General features: G+C 37.6%; 21 protein-coding genes. 12 read left to right on the forward strand and 9 right to left on the reverse strand.

Annotated features, from left to right (window positions below; genetic code table 11):
• Window positions 1-10: 10 nt before the first annotated feature.
• The 3 genes from L2B55_RS02320 to L2B55_RS02330 all read left to right on the forward strand — a co-directional run bounded on the left by L2B55_RS02320 (window position 11) and on the right by L2B55_RS02330 (window position 1,982).
• Entirely contained in the window at window positions 11-691 is a 681-nt protein-coding gene (locus L2B55_RS02320) for a hypothetical protein (RefSeq protein WP_237848681.1), read from the forward strand.
• 141 nt (window positions 692-832) lie between these two features.
• Window positions 833-1,651, forward strand: a complete 819-nt coding sequence (locus L2B55_RS02325) for a hypothetical protein (RefSeq protein ID WP_237848682.1) — start codon at window positions 833-835, stop codon at window positions 1,649-1,651.
• A 130-nt stretch (window positions 1,652-1,781) separates the two neighbouring features.
• On the forward strand, window positions 1,782-1,982 hold the full coding sequence (locus tag L2B55_RS02330; protein ID WP_237848683.1) for a YwbE family protein: 201 nt from the start codon (window positions 1,782-1,784) through the stop codon (window positions 1,980-1,982).
• Window positions 1,983-2,045: 63 nt separating this feature from the next.
• Here the strand turns inward: L2B55_RS02330 and tsaA are convergent, their stop codons facing one another.
• The 3 genes from tsaA to L2B55_RS02345 are packed head-to-tail and all read right to left on the reverse strand — an operon-like array spanning window position 2,046 to window position 4,193.
• On the reverse strand, window positions 2,046-2,741 hold the full coding sequence (gene tsaA, locus L2B55_RS02335) for a tRNA (N6-threonylcarbamoyladenosine(37)-N6)-methyltransferase TrmO (RefSeq protein ID WP_237848684.1): 696 nt from the start codon (window positions 2,739-2,741) through the stop codon (window positions 2,046-2,048).
• Between the two features lie 2 nt (window positions 2,742-2,743).
• Window positions 2,744-2,953, reverse strand: a complete 210-nt coding sequence (locus L2B55_RS02340; RefSeq protein ID WP_237848685.1) for a hypothetical protein — start codon at window positions 2,951-2,953, stop codon at window positions 2,744-2,746.
• Between the two features lie 58 nt (window positions 2,954-3,011).
• Entirely contained in the window at window positions 3,012-4,193 is a 1,182-nt protein-coding gene (locus tag L2B55_RS02345; protein ID WP_237848686.1) for a THUMP domain-containing class I SAM-dependent RNA methyltransferase, read from the reverse strand.
• A gap of 50 nt (window positions 4,194-4,243) precedes the next feature.
• Here L2B55_RS02345 and L2B55_RS02350 point away from each other — a divergent pair, with 50 nt between their 5' ends.
• Window positions 4,244-4,621 (forward strand): DUF3127 domain-containing protein, encoded by a 378-nt coding sequence (locus tag L2B55_RS02350; protein WP_237848687.1) that lies wholly within the window; start codon window positions 4,244-4,246, stop codon window positions 4,619-4,621.
• Window positions 4,622-4,702: 81 nt separating this feature from the next.
• Here L2B55_RS02350 and L2B55_RS02355 read toward each other — a convergent pair whose 3' ends face one another.
• Window positions 4,703-5,437 carry a hypothetical protein gene (locus tag L2B55_RS02355; protein WP_237848688.1) on the reverse strand — a complete coding sequence of 245 codons (735 nt, stop codon included), beginning with the start codon at window positions 5,435-5,437 and terminating at the stop codon, window positions 4,703-4,705.
• A gap of 133 nt (window positions 5,438-5,570) precedes the next feature.
• On the opposite strand from L2B55_RS02355, the gene L2B55_RS02360 reads away from it, so the two are divergent.
• The 3 genes from L2B55_RS02360 (at window position 5,571) to L2B55_RS02370 (ending at window position 8,655) form a co-directional block, all read left to right on the forward strand.
• Entirely contained in the window at window positions 5,571-7,370 is a 1,800-nt protein-coding gene (locus L2B55_RS02360) for a sensor histidine kinase (protein ID WP_237848689.1), read from the forward strand.
• A gap of 17 nt (window positions 7,371-7,387) precedes the next feature.
• On the forward strand, window positions 7,388-8,080 hold the full coding sequence (locus L2B55_RS02365) for a response regulator transcription factor (RefSeq protein ID WP_237848690.1): 693 nt from the start codon (window positions 7,388-7,390) through the stop codon (window positions 8,078-8,080).
• Window positions 8,081-8,409: 329 nt separating this feature from the next.
• Window positions 8,410-8,655, forward strand: a complete 246-nt coding sequence (locus L2B55_RS02370; protein WP_237848691.1) for a helix-turn-helix domain-containing protein — start codon at window positions 8,410-8,412, stop codon at window positions 8,653-8,655.
• A gap of 53 nt (window positions 8,656-8,708) precedes the next feature.
• Here L2B55_RS02370 and L2B55_RS02375 read toward each other — a convergent pair whose 3' ends face one another.
• The 3 genes from L2B55_RS02375 to gltX all read right to left on the reverse strand — a co-directional run bounded on the left by L2B55_RS02375 (window position 8,709) and on the right by gltX (window position 12,296).
• Window positions 8,709-9,305 (reverse strand): YceI family protein, encoded by a 597-nt coding sequence (locus L2B55_RS02375; protein WP_237848692.1) that lies wholly within the window; start codon window positions 9,303-9,305, stop codon window positions 8,709-8,711.
• A 519-nt stretch (window positions 9,306-9,824) separates the two neighbouring features.
• Entirely contained in the window at window positions 9,825-10,643 is an 819-nt protein-coding gene (locus L2B55_RS02380; RefSeq protein WP_237848693.1) for an N-acetylmuramoyl-L-alanine amidase, read from the reverse strand.
• A gap of 135 nt (window positions 10,644-10,778) precedes the next feature.
• A complete protein-coding gene (gltX, locus tag L2B55_RS02385; protein WP_237848694.1) occupies window positions 10,779-12,296 on the reverse strand; it encodes a glutamate--tRNA ligase in 1,518 nt (505 codons plus the stop codon).
• Between the two features lie 213 nt (window positions 12,297-12,509).
• Here gltX and L2B55_RS02390 point away from each other — a divergent pair, with 213 nt between their 5' ends.
• The 4 genes from L2B55_RS02390 to L2B55_RS02405 all read left to right on the forward strand — a co-directional run bounded on the left by L2B55_RS02390 (window position 12,510) and on the right by L2B55_RS02405 (window position 16,270).
• On the forward strand, window positions 12,510-13,700 hold the full coding sequence (locus tag L2B55_RS02390) for a sensor histidine kinase (RefSeq protein WP_237850315.1): 1,191 nt from the start codon (window positions 12,510-12,512) through the stop codon (window positions 13,698-13,700).
• 54 nt (window positions 13,701-13,754) lie between these two features.
• Complete coding sequence (tsaE, locus tag L2B55_RS02395) at window positions 13,755-14,189, forward strand: tRNA (adenosine(37)-N6)-threonylcarbamoyltransferase complex ATPase subunit type 1 TsaE (protein WP_237848695.1); 435 nt, start codon at window positions 13,755-13,757, stop codon at window positions 14,187-14,189.
• Between the two features lie 138 nt (window positions 14,190-14,327).
• Window positions 14,328-15,554: an alanine dehydrogenase gene (locus L2B55_RS02400; RefSeq protein WP_237848696.1), complete on the forward strand. Its 1,227-nt coding sequence runs from the start codon at window positions 14,328-14,330 to the stop codon at window positions 15,552-15,554.
• Between the two features lie 17 nt (window positions 15,555-15,571).
• On the forward strand, window positions 15,572-16,270 hold the full coding sequence (locus L2B55_RS02405; RefSeq protein ID WP_237848697.1) for a M15 family metallopeptidase: 699 nt from the start codon (window positions 15,572-15,574) through the stop codon (window positions 16,268-16,270).
• Here the strand turns inward: L2B55_RS02405 and L2B55_RS02410 are convergent.
• Window positions 16,253-17,317, reverse strand: a complete 1,065-nt coding sequence (locus L2B55_RS02410) for an aminotransferase class I/II-fold pyridoxal phosphate-dependent enzyme (protein WP_237848698.1) — start codon at window positions 17,315-17,317, stop codon at window positions 16,253-16,255. The genes L2B55_RS02405 and L2B55_RS02410 overlap by 18 nt on opposite strands.
• A gap of 190 nt (window positions 17,318-17,507) precedes the next feature.
• On the opposite strand from L2B55_RS02410, the gene L2B55_RS02415 reads away from it, so the two are divergent.
• The gene (locus tag L2B55_RS02415; RefSeq protein ID WP_237848699.1) at window positions 17,508-18,362 is read left to right on the forward strand and encodes a DUF2911 domain-containing protein; all 855 of its coding nucleotides are present in this window, start codon (window positions 17,508-17,510) and stop codon (window positions 18,360-18,362) included.
• Window positions 18,363-18,428: 66 nt separating this feature from the next.
• Here the strand turns inward: L2B55_RS02415 and porX are convergent, their stop codons facing one another.
• Window positions 18,429-19,979 carry a T9SS response regulator signal transducer PorX gene (gene porX, locus L2B55_RS02420; RefSeq protein WP_237848700.1) on the reverse strand — a complete coding sequence of 517 codons (1,551 nt, stop codon included), beginning with the start codon at window positions 19,977-19,979 and terminating at the stop codon, window positions 18,429-18,431.
• Between the last annotated feature and the right edge of the window lie 30 nt (window positions 19,980-20,009).

Genomic DNA, 20,009 nt, shown 5'->3' on the forward strand with positions numbered 1-20,009 from the left:
AAACGAGAATATGAAAACTACAGGATTACTAGCTTCGATATTATTACTATCAACAGCAACATTTGCACAGACTAAACAAAACACCTCAGTAAATGCAACTGCTAAATCTTCTAATGAGATTAAAACAAACGGTACAAGTAATGCTTCTGCAAAATCTCAAACCAGTACTGACGTAAAGGCAGAATCAACTGTTAACGCTGAGCTTAAGGAATCTGCAGAAAAGAAAAAAGCACAATTAAAAGCTGAGAAAGAAGAGTTGAAGAAAACTGCAAAAGCAGAGGCAGAAACCTCAAAAGAAGCAGCAGTTGTAATTAAAGATGCTGCAAAAGCTAAATTAGATGAAAATACTAAAGATAATCATGGTGCAACTGTAAGTGTTACTGCTCATTCAGCAACCAAAACAGAAACTTCAACAAAGGGTGCTATTGTTAGTGAAGTAGCTTCATCTAACTCCCAGTCAGAAACTAGTGAAGTAAAAGCTGGAGTTAAGGTAGATGTATCTAATAAGGAAAAAGAAAAGAGTAAGGAAACAGCTACTATTGTCAAAGAAAATACCAAGGCAAGTGCAGATGCAACATTAAATAAAGGGGCTGCTGCAAACACTCATGTAAAAGGGGCCGCAGTGGTTAAGCCTATTCGTCCGACTATTAAAGTTAAGCAACGCATTGGCGCAGGTTTAGGTATTAAGTAATCACTAATATCAATTGAAGAGGCTGATACAAAAATTGATTTTGGGACAGCCTCTTAACTTTTTGCTTTAATATACATTCAGCGTAATAAAGCTATTTGCCATATTAAATTTTAACTGTAAACTAAACCACTGAAATTTTAAATGAAATATTTATACATAAGCTTATTGTGTTGTTTCTCGGCTCTAAAATGCTTTGCTCAAAGTGACAGTACAAAAACCACTTTTACACTCGCAGCAATTTATAGTACAAACTCAAATTATTATGGGCAAACCAGCGAAAGCAGGCTTCCCTATGTATTAACTAATGGAACCTTACGCTTTCCAGCTGGATTATATTTTTCGGCAAGTGCCTATAAGTTGTTGAATACTCAGGAGAGTTCTACTGTTTCAGCAACAGCCTTAGGCGCAGGTTTTGAACTTAATCTTGGTAAAAACGTTACTGCAGACTTGAATTACCAACACACATTTTATCCATCTACGTCTCCAATGCTTCAGGCTGCAAACAATAACATTGCAAGTGCATCATTGACTTATGCATGGTGGTTAAGCACTGGGTTGAGTGTTGATTATGCTTTTGGGGATCAGGAAGATATTTTCGCAACTTTTGGGGTTTCAAAACAGATTAGCTTGGGAAGTTTTTCTGATAGAGATATAATAACCTTAAGCCCTGGAGTTGAAATAGTGGGAGGATCAAGGCATTACTATAATGAATATGTTGTTAAAAAGAATAAGGGACTGTTTGGAAATATACTGCCTGGTGGATTTCAAGATGAAACTGTAAAGGAGTTCTCGAGTAATTTTGATTTGATGTCATACAATTTAAAACTTCCCTTAGCTTATAACCGCTCTCATTATATTTTTGAGGCAGCTTATCAGCTTTCAGTATTGGGTAAACAACCTGAACTGACTTCAACGAAAACTAACTCATTCCTCAATTTGAGTTTTTATTATCAGTTTTAATATAAGCTGTTTAAGAGAAAAATATTTGATATAGGTATGTTTTAATGGGCTTCCATTTTGGGAGCCTTTTGTGTTTTTTAACTATTGATGTTTTCATCAATGTTTATCTTTGGACTCAATAAGTTTAAAGATGGACGGAAAAACAAGAAACAATATTTACCCGGGATTGGAAGTAGATATTATTTTAAAAAAAGACCAACGAACCGGCATTAGAACCCGTGGATTTGTAAAAGATTTGCTTACAAAGGCTCCCTTCCATCATCGTGGGATTAAGGTACGTTTGGAAGATGGGCAAATAGGAAGAGTGATAGAAATTTTTGAAGAAGAATAAATCAGGTTTGCCTAGACATTATAAATCAAGGCAAGCTACTCAAAAGATATTTTTCTGCCGGCTTTATTGATTGTTAATTGCCACTACAGTTGCCACATATTGGTTTATTTTGAATTTAACATCCACCTCTCCTATCGCCATACCATAGATTTTGTCGTCGGTTCTTCCTTCTTTATATGCCGGTCGGGGATCCAGGCTAATTACCTCAATAATTAATTGTCGCAACTCTGGTGTTGTTTTTAGTTGCATTTCGGTCTCTGGCTCAAAAAAAACGGTAAGTTTCGGCTGTGGCGCGTTGCTGGCGTAAGCTCCAAAAGCATTTGGAATGGCATCAGAGTAAGGTATGTACGGTTTAATGTCTAGAACCGGGGTTCTATCCATCAGGTCAATATTTCTCAAGTGAATCAGAACTTTTTCGTTGTCAAATTCAACTCGTTCCAGTTCGGCAACTGAAAGGCCTATAGGGTTGGGGCGATGTGTAGATCGTGTAGCAAACACTCCTATCCGTTCATTTCCGCCCAGGCGAGGAGGACGTACAGTTGGTGTCCATCCACGTTCGGCAGTGGCATGAAAAGCGAAAACGATCCACACATGTGAAAAATCTGCTAGTCCTTCAACTGTTTCAGGTTGATTGTAGGGAGGGAATAGTTCCAAAACGGCGACCGATGAAGGAGATAGCCCTGGCTGTCGTGGAATTCCGAACTTCGATTTGAAAGGAGAATGAATAATGCCAATCTGTTGAAATGTAAATGAGTTCATTATTATATCCAGCCCTTGGTCTTGTACAATGCAAATCCTTTATCGAGAACTTCTTCAATTTGTGCCAGAAGCTCATTGTCTGATTCTTTTTTTAAATGAAAACAGGGTTTTCCTTTCAATAGTTTAGGTTTAAGGAAATCCTTTGCCTCCACATCAGTACTATAGTTCATATCTCGACTCATAATTTGAGCGGGCGATAAATGGTGATTCATATGCCTTTAGTAGTGGCTTAACCTGATTGAATATGGCGTGGAGATCCCACATACTGAATTAGTTTTTAGTTGGACGTGCATCTGTCCGCTTTGTTCCATCGTACAATTCGTATTCTAATAATCGACATTCTAGTTTCGAGTTATAAAACTCTATTTTACGTGAAGCTTTCAATCCTACCTTTTTTGCCAAGTTAGGGCTACCCGTAAAGATATATCCGTTATAGCCTTTGCATTTTTGCTTCATAAAGTCGCCAATACCTTTGTAGATTTCAACAAGCTCATCAAAATCACCAAGACGTTCGCCATATTCAGGGTTGAAAATTATCACTCCGCCACCATCCGGAACTTCTGTTTCACGGAAATCACATACTGCAAAGTCAATATATTGTTCAACACCGGCAGTTATGGCGTTCTTCCGGGCAAGCTCCACAGCTTTCGGATTTAAGTCGGTTGCAATAATTTTTCCCGGAATGAGCTTTCTTGACAATTCACGAGCCTTTCGACGTGCAGCTATATAAACACTTTCATCAAAGCCCTTAATATGCATAAAACCAAAATTATCATGGAACAGTCCTACCGGACGTTTCAATGCAATAAGTGCAGCCTCAATCGCCATAGTGCCACTGCCGCACATTGGGTTAATTAAATGACCTTCGCCATTCCATCCAGTTGCCATAATTACAGCTGCTGCCAGATTTTCCTGCATAGGAGCCAAGCCCGGATGTTTACGGTAGCCGTGTTTTGAAAGCGTTTCGCCTGAAGTGTCAATATAAACAGAAGCCCGATCCTCTTGCCAGTGCAGGTGGATGACAGCCTTGTCTCGCTTCGGTCCTGAATCTGGGCGACGACCACGTTTTTGCGTCAAGCGGTCAACAATGGCATCTTTTACTCTGACGTTGGCAAACATGGTATTGTCAATGAACGGATTGTTCACATTGCAGGTAACCGATACATAACCATTTTCATCCAGCCAGGCTTCCCAAGGCATTTTTATTAACTCATCGTATAATTTGTCGGCATCCATCGCTCTGAAACTATTTAGTTCATACAATACGTTGTTGCCCGTTCGGATATTCAGATTTAGGTTTATGCAGTCGGTTAATGTGCCAATAGTTTCTATAAAGGTTGCCCCTTCGTCTCTAATCTCAAAGCCAAGGTATAAAACCTCCCTACGAAGGTATGTTGCCAGGTGTTTAGGACAAGTAATGATTATTTTTTCAGGTTTGTTGAAAACAGACATCTGTTAAAAGGAATTGATTGTTAAATTTGCAGGCTAAATTCGTCAATATTATGGACATTAAAGGTAAAATACACGAAATTTCAGAGGTGATGGAGGTTACAGCCTCATTTCGTAAGCGTGAATTAGTTATTGAGTACGCGGAAAATCCTTCATATCCTGAGTTTATTAAGTTCGAAGCCATTCAAGACAGAGTTTCGTTAATGGATAAATGTAAAGTGGGTGATATGGTGGAAGTGTCGTTCAACTTAAAAGGTCGCGCCTGGAACAATCCAAAAACTGGTAAGACCGATTATTTTAATACACTTCAAATTTGGAGAGTAAACATTTTAACTGGTGCAGCTGCCGGGGCTCCGGTTGATGAGATGCCATCATTTGTTCCTCCTGATTTGTCAAGTGACGCGGGTGAAGCTGACGATCTTCCATTCTAACTAACAAAAACATTAACCAAGAAATAAAAAGCCATTCCGACTACTCAGGAATGGCTTTCATTATTATTATACGAAGAGAAGTTACTTTTCGAATGCGTAGCTAAGTAGCTGTTTGCCTTTCTGACTTACACTCAAAGTGTATTTGCCGGGCTTTAACTCAATAGTTTTATTGTAATTGCCATTGAAATTAGGTACAGTTTCCTTATGAATCTCTTTTCCATCTTCATCTTTAACCAGAACTTGTATTGAACCCTTTGCCGGTAATAAGAAATTTAGGTTATAATCAGGAGAAAGACGTTTACGGAACATCATTCTATGCTCACCTGGAGGTGGTGGCAAGGGAGGGTGCCTTGTAATGATTACCTCTTCATCAATCTCCCTGTCTCCATCTATGTGCATCACAATTACTTTTTTACGTCCAGCACTATCAGTAGTTGAGAGTTTTCTTTCAAAGGTTTTTCCTTTGGGCGCCCAAGAAACAACTCCATGATCACCATCATTTAAAATGATGACTTCTGTGTCACTTTTTTCAATGTATTTGCCTTCTTTTTTAAGTTGCGCAATTTTAGCACTATCCAGTTTTTTTACAACTTTAATTCTTTGGTGGTTAGGGCCAAATTCGAATTCTTTAAGCTTATCCAGTTCTTTACGTTCTGCTTCGGTTAATTGATCATATTTCTTAGTTACGTCAACAATCGTGTCGTTTCCTTTAATTTCAATTTTTCGATAAACTACATTTTTCTTGGGTTCCTTTTCCTGAGCGTAAGCAGCAATGCTGATGGCGGCCAAGCTTGCAATTAATAATGTCTTTCTCATCGCTTTGTAAGTGTCTATTTGTCAAATGTAAGGTGGTGAATGGTGAAAATTTGTTAAAGCGATGTTAAAAAGTGTTAAATGTTATTGTAGCTGTAATTTGCTGATTAGTTTTGTGTTATCAATAAAGTCTCTTATGAAAAAGAAAGGGTTTGTATTTACAGTAATTGCCATTGGCTTGGGGTTAGTAGGGCTTTTGTGCATGCAAGGTTATTTCTTGTATGATTCCTACCGGCTTAAATCCCAGTTGTTTGATCAGTCAGTAAATACGGTTTTACAAACGGTAGCAGCAAAACTTGAAAAAGGTGAAGTTCTTCAAATTATAAAAACCAGGATAAATCCAATTATAAAGATTGAGAAAGACTCTGCATTAAAGTTGCCTCCTCCTCCTCCCAAAGAAAAGAAGCATAAAAGAATAAAACATCATAAGAGTGTTGAAGAGGTAAAGATAGTTAGATCATTTGCACCGGAACCTGCTGAGTGGGTGAGAAAGGACTCTTTATTCAATAGCCCAAGGGTAATGGTTTTTACACCACAAGGTGATGAAATGATTTATACTCACCCGAAAAGATGGAGAAACGCTGCCTCAAAGTTTAAGGTCTTAACGGATAAACAGCGTCGTGTAATTGTTAGGGTTGGTCCAGAGGGAAAGATTGATACCAGTATTATCCTTTTTCATAGTCAAAATATTCCGCCACACCCTCCAATGCCTCCTAATTTTCGAAATCAACATGAACTAAGAATTGAACAACGAATTTCCACAGTTGATGAACCAGAAGATGTTGAAAAAGATAAATTAGTAAGAGCCTGGATTGATTCAGTTTCAAGGTTTAAAAAAAGGATTGAGGTTTTTGAGAGAATTGCTGCAGAGGCTGATGTGCAAAAGCGCTCCTTGTTGGACAGAGTTAAGCCTCATGAGATTGATTCATTGTTAAAAAATGGGTTTAAACAAGCAGGAGTTGATCTTGATTTTCAGTTTTCATTAACGAATGATAGTAGTAAGGTTGTCTATAAAACAGTTTCAACTAAACAGAATACATTGCAAGGCAAAGACAATTGTTTTCAAACTACATTATTCCCACAGGATGTGTTGCATAATGCTGGGATATTAACTGTAGTGTTCCCTGATAAGGCTGATTTTATTATGGAAAAAATGGGAGTAATAATCATCGCTTCTTCATTAATTGTTTTAGTAATTATGGCCTGCTTTGGAGTAACAATAGCTGCGTTGTTGAGGCAAAAGAAGCTTTCTGAAATGAAAAGCGATTTTATTAACAATATGACCCATGAGTTTAAAACTCCGGTTGCTACTATTATGTTGGCAAGTGAAGCTTTGCGGGATGAACAAATGGCTGCCGATAAAACTATGGTAAGCAGATACGCAGGTATTATTTATGATGAGAACCTTCGATTGAGTAGTTATGTTGAGCGGGTGTTGAGTCTTGCCCGTTTGGAAAAAAGTGATCTAAGGCTAGATAGGAAACCTGTTGTGATGCATGATCTCATTTCAGCGGTGGCGGATAGCATGGATCTTCAATTTAGAAGACGAAATGCACAAATAAATTTCGATTTTCAAGCAACTGAATCTGTTATTTTGGGAGATGAATTACACCTTAATAATGTGATTTTTAATTTGCTGGACAATGCCCTTAAATATTCAGCAGTGGATCCTAAAATTATTATTGCTACTCAAAATTTAGGTGACTTATTGCTCATTAGAGTTACAGACAATGGAATAGGCATGACACGTGAGCAACAAAGTCGCGTGTTCGATCAATTTTACCGGGCTCATACAGGAAATTTGCACAATGTGAAGGGTTTCGGTTTGGGCTTAAATTATGTGTATTCAATAATTAAATTGTTAAAAGGAAATATATCGGTTAAAAGTGAACCTCAAAAGGGCAGTACTTTTGAACTAAGTTTTACATTGAATTAAGCTTTGATTTTAAAAATATGGGCAAAAGAGTATTGTTAGTTGAGGATGATCCAAATTTGGGTATGATTTTGCAAGAGTACCTTCAATTAAAAGGAGGTTATAATGTAACCCTGTGTGTTGATGGGGAACAAGCATTGGAAACATTTCAAAAATTTAACCATTATGACGTCTGTATTTTGGATGTAATGATGCCTAAAAAGGACGGCTTCACTTTAGGTAAAGAGATAAGGGAATTAAATGATCGTGTGCCTATTATTTTTGCTACTGCCAAATCAATGTTAGAGGATAAAATTCAGGGGTTTAACATTGGTGGTGACGATTATATAACCAAGCCATTTCGCATTGAAGAATTACTTCTCCGCATTAATGCCCTTCTCAAGCGCAGTAATCTTCAATCCGAAGAAGAAAAACTTCCTGAGCAATATAAAGTTGGCTCAATGTTATTTGACCCTGTTACTCAGGAAATCCATAATGGATACCAGGCGCTGAAACTATCAGCAAAGGAGTCAGAGTTGCTGCATTTACTATGTAAGCATAAAAACGATGTGCTCAGCCGTGAACAAGCCCTGGTTTCAATTTGGGGAAGTGATAATTATTTCAATGCACGTAGTATGGACGTTTATATTAGCAAACTCAGAAAGTTGCTGAAGTCTGATGATTCTATTGAGATTATCAACGTACATGGAAGAGGTTATAAGTTGATTTATTAATCTCTTTTTCTTTCACATTAAAACGTAAAGATTATCTTGATGAAAAAAGAGGTTGTAAGGAACGACAACCTCTTGAGATACTGTTTAATTGTCTATGTTGTTATAAGCAGATGGGGGGAAGATTGTAACTTAATTATTCAAAAATCAATCTAGATCAAATCTATGGAGTTATAATGGTGATTGGGAAAATATTTTTACAAACTGACAAAAAAGTCGGTATTTATTTTTAAGATATTGATAATTAGCTTGTTGGTTATTTGAAGTTTAAACATAATTTGTATTATAACTGCGATAAGCATAATTTGGATGCTAAATCCCAACTATCTCTTATGCTCAACACTAATTTTGATTATTTGGAAAATACCGATGCCAAATTCAGGCTTCGGATTGCGCTGGAAATAAAAAGAGCAAGAGAGATGAAACAACTTAGTCAGAAAGATTTTTATGACCTCACAGGTATTAATATTGCCCGCGTTGAAACCGGCAAACAGCATCTTTCAGTAAAAACACTTCGATTAATTTGTTATACGCTTGATATCTCTATGGCGGGCTTGTTCAATTGTATTAAAATTTAAAAGATAAAGGGGAAATCATTCCCCTCCATCTTTAACAATAGCTTTTGCAAGTATTATTTAAAAAACAGTTCAAAATCAATTATTATTTCATTCCCCGTTTTTAAGAATTCGAGTAGAATCGTTGGTGGTTGTACGCCATAATCAAGCATTTTAATCTGCTTTTTACCACTAACTTTTATAGATGATCCAATTGTCTCAACCACTATTTTTACAGGTACTTCTTTCTTTACCCCGTGAATAGTTACTAAAGCAATAACATCAACTTCTGCTTTATCAGCGACAGGTTTTATTGCTTTTATTTGTTTAAGACTGATGGTAATATCGCTGAATTTATCTATTTCAAGTGCTTTCCAAATCCTTCCGTCCATTACATCATCATAATAGGCCCCTTTTTCGTCGATGCTACGAATAGATTTAGCTTTTATACTCAAGCTAAATGTTTGCAAAGACTTAAGACGGTTTTTTTCTATTGTCAAAGAAACCGAACCCAAACGTTGATCACACAGGGCTGTCCAATCGTGAACACTTGAAGTACCATGGATAAAAATTTTGCTTTCCTTTTCAGCCAGCTTATAGGTTGATTGTTGTGCAATTGCTTTTGTAGAGCCTATTGAAAATACTACAAAGAATAAAAGTAAAAACTTACGCATATAACTTTCAATTATTTATTATTACGCAAATAGGCTAAGTTTTTACTAATATTTTCATGACCTAAATCATGGTTAATGTGCAGTTGAGGCCAACTGGGTTAATTGCTTGTGCAGATAAAAATGAACATAAAAAAACCGGCCTACTTCCCAGCCGGCCGGTCATCCAATCCAATGTATATGAAGAAAAGTTTTTTCCTTTTTTGAACATTACAAATATCCAACCTCTTCATTATTTAAATGTTAAGTTGATGTAATAATGCTGTGATTTTTGAAAATGCATAACATTAGAAAATTTTATTCATTGTAGAAAATTCAAAAAAATAAACGGCAAAGGAGCTCGAGTATTGCGTATATCTTCGGTTGTGCTGTTTGGTAGCTAAAATGTGACAAATGAGGCAATGGAAAGATCTCTTGTTTCTGTCAGTTTGAGATAAAGAGATATAAAAAAAATGCACAAAAAACAGACTGGCTTTTAGACGGCCTGTTTTTTGTGCATTTGTAATAGTTAAAGCTTTTGTACTATTGGTACTGCTTATACAAATTATTCAAGATCATTTTGGTCGAATCGGTAAGTGCAGGACTTAAATCGGTTTGTATAAAGTGTCGCTTAAACGCAATAATAGCCGCATTTAAATCGCGGGTATCATAACCAATGATTCTTAAAGCCTCTTGAGCATTAAAGTTACAAGGAACGGTATCAAGCGGAGTGCTGTACCATAGGCCATAACCTTTATCTGCTAATTTTTTCCAAGGAAATAGTTCGCTTGGATCTGGTTTACGAGTAGGGGCGATATCTGCATGTCCAATAAAGTTGGTAGCCGGAATGTTATAATCTTTTTTCAGCTTGCCCAATAAAAACAGTAAACTATTAATTTGGGCATCGGTAAATGCCTCTTTACCATTATTATCCAGTTCAATGCCAATAGAGTTAGAATTGATGTCCGTACAGGTTCCCCATTTTGAATTGCCAGCATGCCATGCACGAAGGTAGTCATTAAGCATGTGTACCACTTTCCCATTCCTGCCAACTACATAGTGTGCACTAACCTGCGTTTTGGTTAGTGTAAAGGTTTTTAAAGTCTGTTTTAATGAATCTTGTGCTGTATGGTGTAAAATAACAAAGTTAGGCTTGCGCATATTGAAGTTTACCGTGGCCACCCAGTCTGATGAAGCAACAGAGTCCAATGCTGTTGGTTCCATTTGTTTTAAGGTTTTAATATATGTTTTCAGTTTTTGTTTATACGTTTTTTCACTAGCTGCAAACGGATTTGGAGAACAGGAGGTAACTGCAAAGAGTATTGAAATCGTAAGAAATAAAGAGTTAAGTTTTATGTTCATGGAATCAAAGTTAGTGTAAGAAAGGAATTAAGCTGGTCAATTACAAGTTCTCGAAATGAAATTAAGCCAAGTGAAAAAAGAAATCCCCGAAAGTATAAACTTTCAGGGACCTCTTTTTCGTATAGATTGAGTACGTTAGTTATTAATTTGTGCAAGCGCCAAATTAATACGCTCAATGGTTTCTTCCTTTCCAATCAATTCGGCAATATCAAAAACTGCCGGGCCAAACTTTCCTCCAACAAGCATAATGCGCAATGGAAGCATAATCTCACCAATTTTCAGACCTTTTTCAGTTCCTAAGGCTTTAAAATCGTTTTCTAAATCGGTTGCGTTCCATGATGGAGCCTGCGCAAAAACTGTAATTAACGAGTTGAAGAACCCTGTTTTTTCATCAGTCCATTTAGGTTTAATGCCGTCCAATTCTAAAGTATGCGGGCGACGGAAGAAGAAAGAGGCCTGCTGCCAAAAATCGGGCAATAACACGCAACGGTCTTTTACAAGTGCAGTTACTTTATCCAGGTAATCAACATTGGTAACAGGGACTCCATTGGAATTTAATATTTGTTGAAAATAAGGTCTTAATTCCGTTGTATCGGCTTTCTTAATCCACTCAGCATTGAACCATTTGGCTTTTTCAAAGTCGAATTTAGCGCCGGCTTTTGCAACGCGTTCAATGGAGAATTTCTCAATCATTTCATTTAATGAGAAAAGCTCTTGGTCTGTGCCATCATTCCAACCAAGCATTACCAAAAGGTTGATAAATGCTTCAGGAAGGAAACCCAACTCTCTAAAACCTTTAGTCAAATCGCCCGATTTAGGGTCGGTCCAGTTCATGGCGTAAACGGGGAATCCTAAACGGTCACCATCACGTTTACTCAGTTTACCATTCCCATCAGGTTTTAAAATCAACGGTAAATGTGCCCATAAAGGCATTTCTGATTCCCATCCTAAATATTTCCAAAGTAAAATATGCACTGGAGCAGATGGCAACCACTCCTCTCCTCTAAATGCATGTGATATCTTCATTAAATAATCATCAACCACAACAGCAAGGTGGTACGTCGGCATTCCATCTGCTTTTAATAATACTTTATCGTCAACCAAATTTGTATCGAAACTCACTTCTCCCCTGATCATATCATTGAAAGTTACAGTCTCATTTGCTGGCATTTTAATTCGTATCACATGTGGTACGCCTTGCTCAATGAGAGAAGCAACTTCACTTGGAGAAAGTGAAAGTGAGTTGCGCATTTGATTCCGGAATTCATGGCCATACTGGAAATTTGGAATAGTTTCCCTTTTAGCTGTAAGCTCATCCGTAGTATCAAAGGCATAGTATGCAAAGCCTGCATTTATTAATTGCTCGGCATATTGGCGATAGATAGGTTTGCGTTCGCTTTGGCGGTATGGTGCAAATGGGCCTCCAACTTGAGGACTTTCATCGGGATTCAAACCACACCATTTTAAGCATTCAACAATATATTCTTCTGCTCCCTCTACATAACGGGTTTGGTCAGTGTCTTCAATGCGTAATATGAAATCGCCACCATGATGTTTGGCGAATAAATAATTAAACAAAACCGTGCGCACTCCGCCTAGGTGCAAGCCTCCTGTTGGACTTGGCGCAAAACGAACTCTTACTTTATTTGCCATAAATTTTTATGAGGTGAAAGACATATGCAGATAGGCCTGCCTTTCGGTTTCAAACTGGTGGCAAATATACCGTAAATTATCATGTTGGCGTTTTACAAAGAGGTGCAAATTGTAATTATAGCATTTGAATAAAGAAATAGTTGATACGTCAATTAAAAATTGCTGTTTTTAAGTTGTACTTCACGCAGGTTTTGTAATTTGGCATGAATGAGAATGGATCTTTATAGTCAGAAAAGACGCTGGAAGTTATTGCTATTGATTTTCGCACTTTCCATAGGTGCTATTTCACTTGTTTATACAAATTATTTGGTGAGTATGATGGCTGAAAGCGAGCGAAGGAATGCAGAGTTATGGGCATTTAGTACGAAGCTTAAAAGCGAGGTTGATGATGAGCACTTTCTTGATTTTTTAACTGATGTTCAAAACAAATACGCTCAAATTCCTGCAATTCTTGCTGATTCGGAGGACAAGATTCTTGCGTATAAAGAACTGGATAGTACTAAAACAAATAACCCAAATGATAAGTCGCGCACATATGATCCTTTATATTTTCGTGAACAATTGGAAGTCATGAAGGATCAACACCCCCCTATAAACATAAAGATTGCCACTGGAGAGCAACTCTTTGTATATTATAAAGATTCGCAGTTGTTGACTTCATTGAAATATTATCCATATCGGCAGTTATCCGGTATAACAGTGTTCTTAATCCTGGCTTACCTTGCTTTTAGTTCTTCTCGGCGTTCTGAACAAAACCAGGTTTGGGTTGGAATGGCTAAAGAAACGGCACATCAGCTGGGTACTCCTATTTCTTCAATAATGGCATGGATTGAAATTTTGAAAGAAAAATATGGTCATAAGGATGCAGAATTACTGGATGAAATGGAGAATGATGTCATGCGTCTTGAAATTATTGCCGAACGTTTCTCTAAAATAGGTTCAGCGCCAGTTTTAGAAAAACATAACGTAAAAGAAGTGGTGCGCAATTTTATTAACTACCTTGAGAAGCGGATTACTAAGAAAATCAAGTTTGAAGTAAACGGAGATTCGATAGAGGCCGAATTAAGTGTGCCTCTTTTTGAATGGGTAATTGAGAATTTGTGTAAGAATGCTGTTAATGCCATCGGAACAAATGAAGGGAAGATATCACTCAACGTTTCTCAAAACAAAACTCACGTTTACATAGATGTGACAGATACCGGAACGGGTATTCCAAAGTCTAAATTTGAAACCGTATTCCAGCCTGGATACACTACTCGCAAACGTGGATGGGGACTTGGATTATCGCTAACCCGACGCATTGTTGAAAATTATCATAAAGGCCAGGTGTTTGTTAAGGATTCAGAGCTTGGCAAAGGCACCACTTTCAGGGTGATATTAAATGCAGGGAAGAAGGTAGCTTAACTTTAACCTAAGGTTTTTTATTTTTGATGCAAGAAATTTAGCCGTTCAACACTAATGCTGCAATCACAATCAATTAAAATCGATAATATAAACGCCTTGCCTGATGCTGCCCAACAACTGATAGTTTTTGCAGGTGCTGACAGGGTAATTATTTTTAATGGAGACTTAGGAGCCGGAAAAACTACATTTATCAAAGAAGTTTGTAAAGAATTAGGAGTTGAAGAAATAGTTTCGAGTCCTACGTTTTCATTGGTTAATCAGTATGACGCAGATCATTCTGTAGTTTATCATTTCGACTTTTACCGGCTAAAAAATGAAATGGAAGCGCTTGATATGGGATATGAAGAATATTTTTATAGCGGTAATTACTGTTTTGTTGAGTGGCCCTCAAAAATTCCTAACCTGTTGCCGGAAAACTACACGGAGGTGGTTATCACCGAGATGGAAAATGGAGCAAGGGAATTAAGTTTTATTAAACACACTATTTAATATAGCCGAAATTGGTTTGACTTCATCACTGAGCGAACTAACTATGGGCTTAAATCTAAATTCTTAATTTACGAAACTCATCGCATCTTATAATTTGTTATTTTTGAAAATTAAGGCATTTTAATCAAAAGATAGTTAATGAGTTCTACAGCCATGCAAGGATTTAGTGAAGTTGCAAAACAGGCATTAATGCAACCTCAGGAATCGTTACAAAAACCGAAACATAAAAAACAGGAACTTGTTATTGCCATTCCTCGTGAAACCTCTTTTCAGGAAAAGCGCATTGCTATTACTCCCTCTTCAGTTGAGGTTCTGGTAAGTAATGGGCATGAGGTACATGTAGAAGCAGGCGCTGGAGAAGGTGCTCGTTTTTCTGATAAGAAATACAGCGATGCCGGAGCCAAAATCATCTATGATCGAACGGCATTGTTTCAGTCGGACATTCTAATGAAAGTGGCGCCGCCTTCAATGGCTGAAATTGAGCTAATGAAGCCAGGGCAAACTCTGATTTCAGCTCTAAACCTAGCAAGTCTGAAAGATGAAACTATCAAAGCGTTGATGAATAAAAAACTTACAGCGCTGGGATATGAATATTTGAAAGACGAAGACGGAAGCTTTATGGTAGTTCGTTCCATGAGTGAAATTGTGGGGAACACAGCTATTTTAATTGCTGCTGAGTATTTGAGCAATAGCAAACATGGTAAGGGTATGATGTTTGGCGGTGTTACCGGAATTCCATCAACTGAGGTTGTAATTTTGGGCGCAGGAACTGTTGGAGAATTTGCAGCTCGTGCGGCATTGGCTTTGGGTTGCGAAGTAAAAGTATTTGATGACTCATTGTATCGCTTGCGCCGTTTACTAAGTAGTTTGAACCAAAGGGTGTTTACTTCTGTTATTCAACCTAAGGTACTGCTTAAGGCATTAAAAACTTGCGATGTGGCTATTGGAGCAATCAGAGCTAAAAACGGTTCAGTGCCTTGTGTGGTAAGCGAGGAGATGGTGGCTCAAATGCCGGCTGATTCAATAGTTATTGATGTAAGTATTGACCAGGGTGGATGTTTTGAAACCTCGCATGTTACCAATCATGACAATCCGGTTTTCCTCAAGAATAACGTGATTCACTATGGTGTTCCTAATATTGCATCAAGGGTTGCACGCACGGCGTCCTATGCACTTACCAATATCTTTACTCCTATTTTAACAGATATTGGCGATCATGGAGGTATAAAGAATATGCTGTGGAATAAAGCAGGTGTACGTCATGGCGTATATATTTATCAAGGACATTTGACCAACAAATATTTAGGAGAGCAGTTTAACCTGCCATTTAAAGATCTGGACCTGCTTGTTGCTGCACAAGTGTAACTGTTTACGTTAGGCCTATGAAATTTAAGCTTTTACTTACATTATTCTCCATAGGGTTAGGAAGTGTGTACAGTCAATCTGTTCAGCCTAATAAATATGGGTTGAAAGTTGTTGCAGATACTGTTTTGTATAAACAGGAGTTGAAAATTGATTCGAACAAAGCCTTAATAGACTTGAAAAAAGTTATTCCCAATATTGCACTCGATATACGTTATGCATCTGCCAATAACTTTATGGGAGAGAAGATGTATAGCACTGCTGCAGCATTTGCTCGTTTACCGGTAGCAAAAGCCTTGCAAAATGTTCAGAGGGAGCTGGGTAGCAAAGGTTTGGGGTTGAAAGTTTTTGATGCATATCGCCCTTATACTGTAACGGTTGCTTTTTACGAAAAACAAAAAGATTCAGTCTTTGTGGCTGCCCCTTGGAAAGGCTCAAGGCATAATCGAGGGTGCGCCGTCGACCTGACAGTTATCAACTTAAAGACTGGCAAAGAGCTAAAAATGCCAACACCATTTGACGATTTTACTGAAAAGGCCCATTCGGAATATAAAAACCTCTCGAAGAAAGTGCTTAAAAACCGGGAAATGCTTAAAGAAATTATGTCAAAAAACGGTTTTACAGTTTATAAGGAAGAATGGTGGCATTATGATTTTAATGGCTGGAAGGACTTTGAGTTGACAGATATAAGTTTTGAAGACCTACAAAGGTTTCAGTAAAATATTTAAGTGACTGGCTAAAAATTTAACATCTTCCTCAGTGTGGCAGCTGTTAAGTACTACCCGGGTTATCAATTTACTTTGAAGAGTTGGATATGGAAATGAAGAGATGATAATTTTGTCTGTCAGCAGTTGTGGTGCAACAGAAGTGTTTTCAATATAAAAGACCGGCAAATCCTCGGAGATAAATTTATCTCTGATAGGTTCAGTTAAAATTCTGAATAATTCTGTCAGGTGGGTTAATGTCTTGCGTTGACTAGTGTAAATTTTTTCACTCTTTATAAAGGCATGTAAGTAAGCCGGAATAGGAGGTGAGCTTGCCCCGAAAATCCCTTCAGCTCTAATTTTATTTATGCGATCAGTTGTGCCTGCAATTAGTCCAGCTGGGACACCAAGAGCTTTCCCCATTGAAGTAACCATTATAAGCTCAATGTTAGCTTTCTGAGGTAATTTAGGCCAATGACCTTCCCCTTTTTCTCCAAGTAAGCCAAATCCATGCGAGTCATCGATGACTACTATTAGTTTTAGGTCTGTTGGAAGTTGGCTTAACCAGCTAAGATCATATCGCTTTGCATGAAGAATATTTATTGTATCTAAAAAGATTACGGCTTCAGGGAATTTGTGCCTATGGAGCTCTTCTAAAACATGTGTTGTCCATTGTTCATAAGAATGAGACCGAGAGTGATAGTTCTGAGGTTTCAGAGCAGGATGTATTCCGGGGGCAATAAATAAATGAGCATGCTCTTCAAATTGTTTAAGCAGTAACTGACCGGCGAGCATGCCTGAAGATAGGGTGACAGCTGATTCACTGCCGATTAAACGAGCCAGGTAGCTCTCTGTTTGCTCAAAAATTGGAAGAATTATGTTTCCTCTTCTGGAGCTACCATAATTGGTGCCGTATCGTTCAAAGCCTTCAAGTAAATAACTTCTAAAATCAGCATTCTGTGCAATTCCTAAATATGAAGTTCCTGCAAAAACAAGAAACTCTTCGTTGTTTAGTAATACAGTTCGGCCATTGTGAGCAGTTATGTTAAGCGGGCTATGCATGTTTCCGAAGATAATAACATGAGGCCTTTGAAACAACCAAAATTCATTCAGTTGAAAAAATATAAGCACCTATAATCGGATTTTGAAAGTCTCTTGGTTGGGCAAAAGATTGATTGTCCAAGTAACAAAAATAATAACTGCTAATACTACAGACTTTCTTAACTTAGAACCACTAATCAAAGCTATCATCATGAGAAAAACGCTATTTACTATGTTGGCAGCCATTGCTATTGCAATGACTGGCGCAACTACTATGGCTCAAGGTGTTAAAATGCCTGCGCCAAGCCCTACTCAAACTATTAAACAGGATTTTGCTTTATCGTCAATCGAGCTCACCTATTCTCGCCCTGGCATCAAGGGTCGTAAAGTCTTCGGTGATTTAGTTCCTTATGGTAAACTGTGGAGAACAGGAGCCAATGCGGCAACAAAAATTAAATTTGGTGAAGATGTGAAAATTAATGGCATGGCTATTTCAGCAGGTGAATATGTTCTTTACACCATTCCGTCTGAAGGCGACTGGGAAATAATCATCAATAAAGGTTTAAAAAACTGGGGTGTTGATGGTTATAAGCAAGAAGAGGATGTGGTTCGATTCAAAGCCAAAACCCGTAAACTGCCATTTAGTGTCGAAACCTTCACCATGACGGTTGATAATATGACCGCTAATACTGCTGACATTGATCTTATGTGGGATAATGTTGAGGTATATTTTACTGTAACTGCCGAGATAGATAGTAAGATCATGGCTTCAATTGATGAGGCAATGAAAGGTGATAAAAAACCTTATTTCCAGGCGGCATCTTACTATTTTGACACCAATCGTGACTTGAAACAAGCTTTAACCTGGGCCGATGAGGCAGTAAAACAACAGCCTGATGCCTTTTGGGTTATGCATCTGAAAGCCAAAATTCAGTATAAGATGAAGGATTATAAAGGAGCAATTGCTACTGCAGAACAATCAAAATCTGTTGCTGCAAAGGCCAACAATAATGATTATGTAGCACTTAATGATAAGTTAATTGCACAAGCGAAAAGTGGAAAATAATTAAACTATTAAAAAAAGGAGTCTCGATAATGTTCTGGACTCCTTTTTTGTGTGATGATAATCTAATTATCCCTTTGGACTCAGCACCACAAACGGAATAATCATCTCTTCCAGAGAAATACCCCCATGTTGAAATGTATTGTTATAATAATTCACAAACTGATTATAATTATTAGGGTAGATAAAATATTCATCTTCCTTGGCGAAAATAAAACTTTGGCTAACATTTACTTTTGGTAAGTGGGCATCTGCAGGGTTTTTAACGTGAAAAACCTCTTTGGGCTCAAACGCTAGGTTTTTACCTTGTTTATAACGAAGATTGGTATTGGTATTACGATCGCCAATTACTTTACTTGGTGTTTTTACCCGTATTGTTCCGTGGTCGGTAGTGATAATTAAGCGAATGTTCTTTTGTGCCAGCTTTTTCAATGCCTCAAAAAGCGGTGAGTTTTCAAACCACGATAAGGTTAATGAACGATAAGCTTTTTCATCTGATGCCAGTTCGCGAATAATCTCCATTTCTGTGCGCGCATGCGAAAGCATATCCACAAAATTGTACACGATTACGTTAAATGGATTATTAATTAAAGTATGAATATTGTCAACAAGATCTTTTCCTTGTTCAAAGTTTAAAACCTTAGTGTAGGTAAACTTTACATCACGACGTAAACGTTTGAACTGCTCACTCAAAAACTCTTCTTCATAAAGATTTTTGCCGCCTTCATCTTCGTCATTTTGCCACAAATTAGGATGCCTTTTTTCCATTTCCATTGGCAATAATCCCGAGAAAATAGCATTTCGAGCATATTGGGTAGCTGTTGGCAAAATACTGAAGTACGTTTCTTCGCTCTCAATCCTAAAGTATTCACTCACTATCGGACTAATAATTTTCCATTGGTCATAACGCAAATTATCGATCAATACAAAAAATGTGGGTGTATTGTCTATAAAAGGAAATACCTTAGTTCGTAAGAGCTGGTGCGATTGGGTAGGGGCATTTTCCGGATCGTTGAGCCATTTAATATAGTTCTTCTCTACAAATTTACAGAACTGCATGTTGGCCTCACGCTTCTGTTGGGTTAAAATTTCATGCATGCCCTGGTCTTCCAGGTTTTGCAGTTCAAGCTCCCAGTAAATAAGTTTTTTATACACATCAACCCACTCCTCATAATTTAAATTGTCATTTAAGGTCATGAGAAGGTTACGAAAATCCTGTTGATAGGCGGATGCCGTTTTTTCTCCGATTAAGCGTTTGTTGTCGAGTATTTTTTTAATGGTAAGCAGTATTTGCTTAGGGTTAACGGGCTTGATAAGATAGTCATCTATTTTTGAACCAATAGCATCTTCCATCAAGTACTCCTCTTCACTTTTGGTAATTAAAACTACCGGAACATCAGTGTTGATATTTTTTATTTCGGTTAGGGTTTCCAAACCGGTTAGGCCTGGCATATTCTCGTCTAAAAAAATCAGATCGAAGTGTTCCGCTTTAAAAGCATCCAAAGCATCGCTGCCATTGGTTACGGTTTTAATGGAATAACCTTTATCTTTCAAAAAAAGGATATGCGGTTTTAATAAATCAATTTCGTCATCAGCCCAAAGAATTGTAGGTTCCTGCATATTTCGTAGTATTTAATTGTTAAAATTGAT

It is taken from the genome of Solitalea lacus, from assembly GCF_022014595.1.
Taxonomy (GTDB): Bacteria; Bacteroidota; Bacteroidia; order Sphingobacteriales; family Sphingobacteriaceae; genus Solitalea; species Solitalea lacus.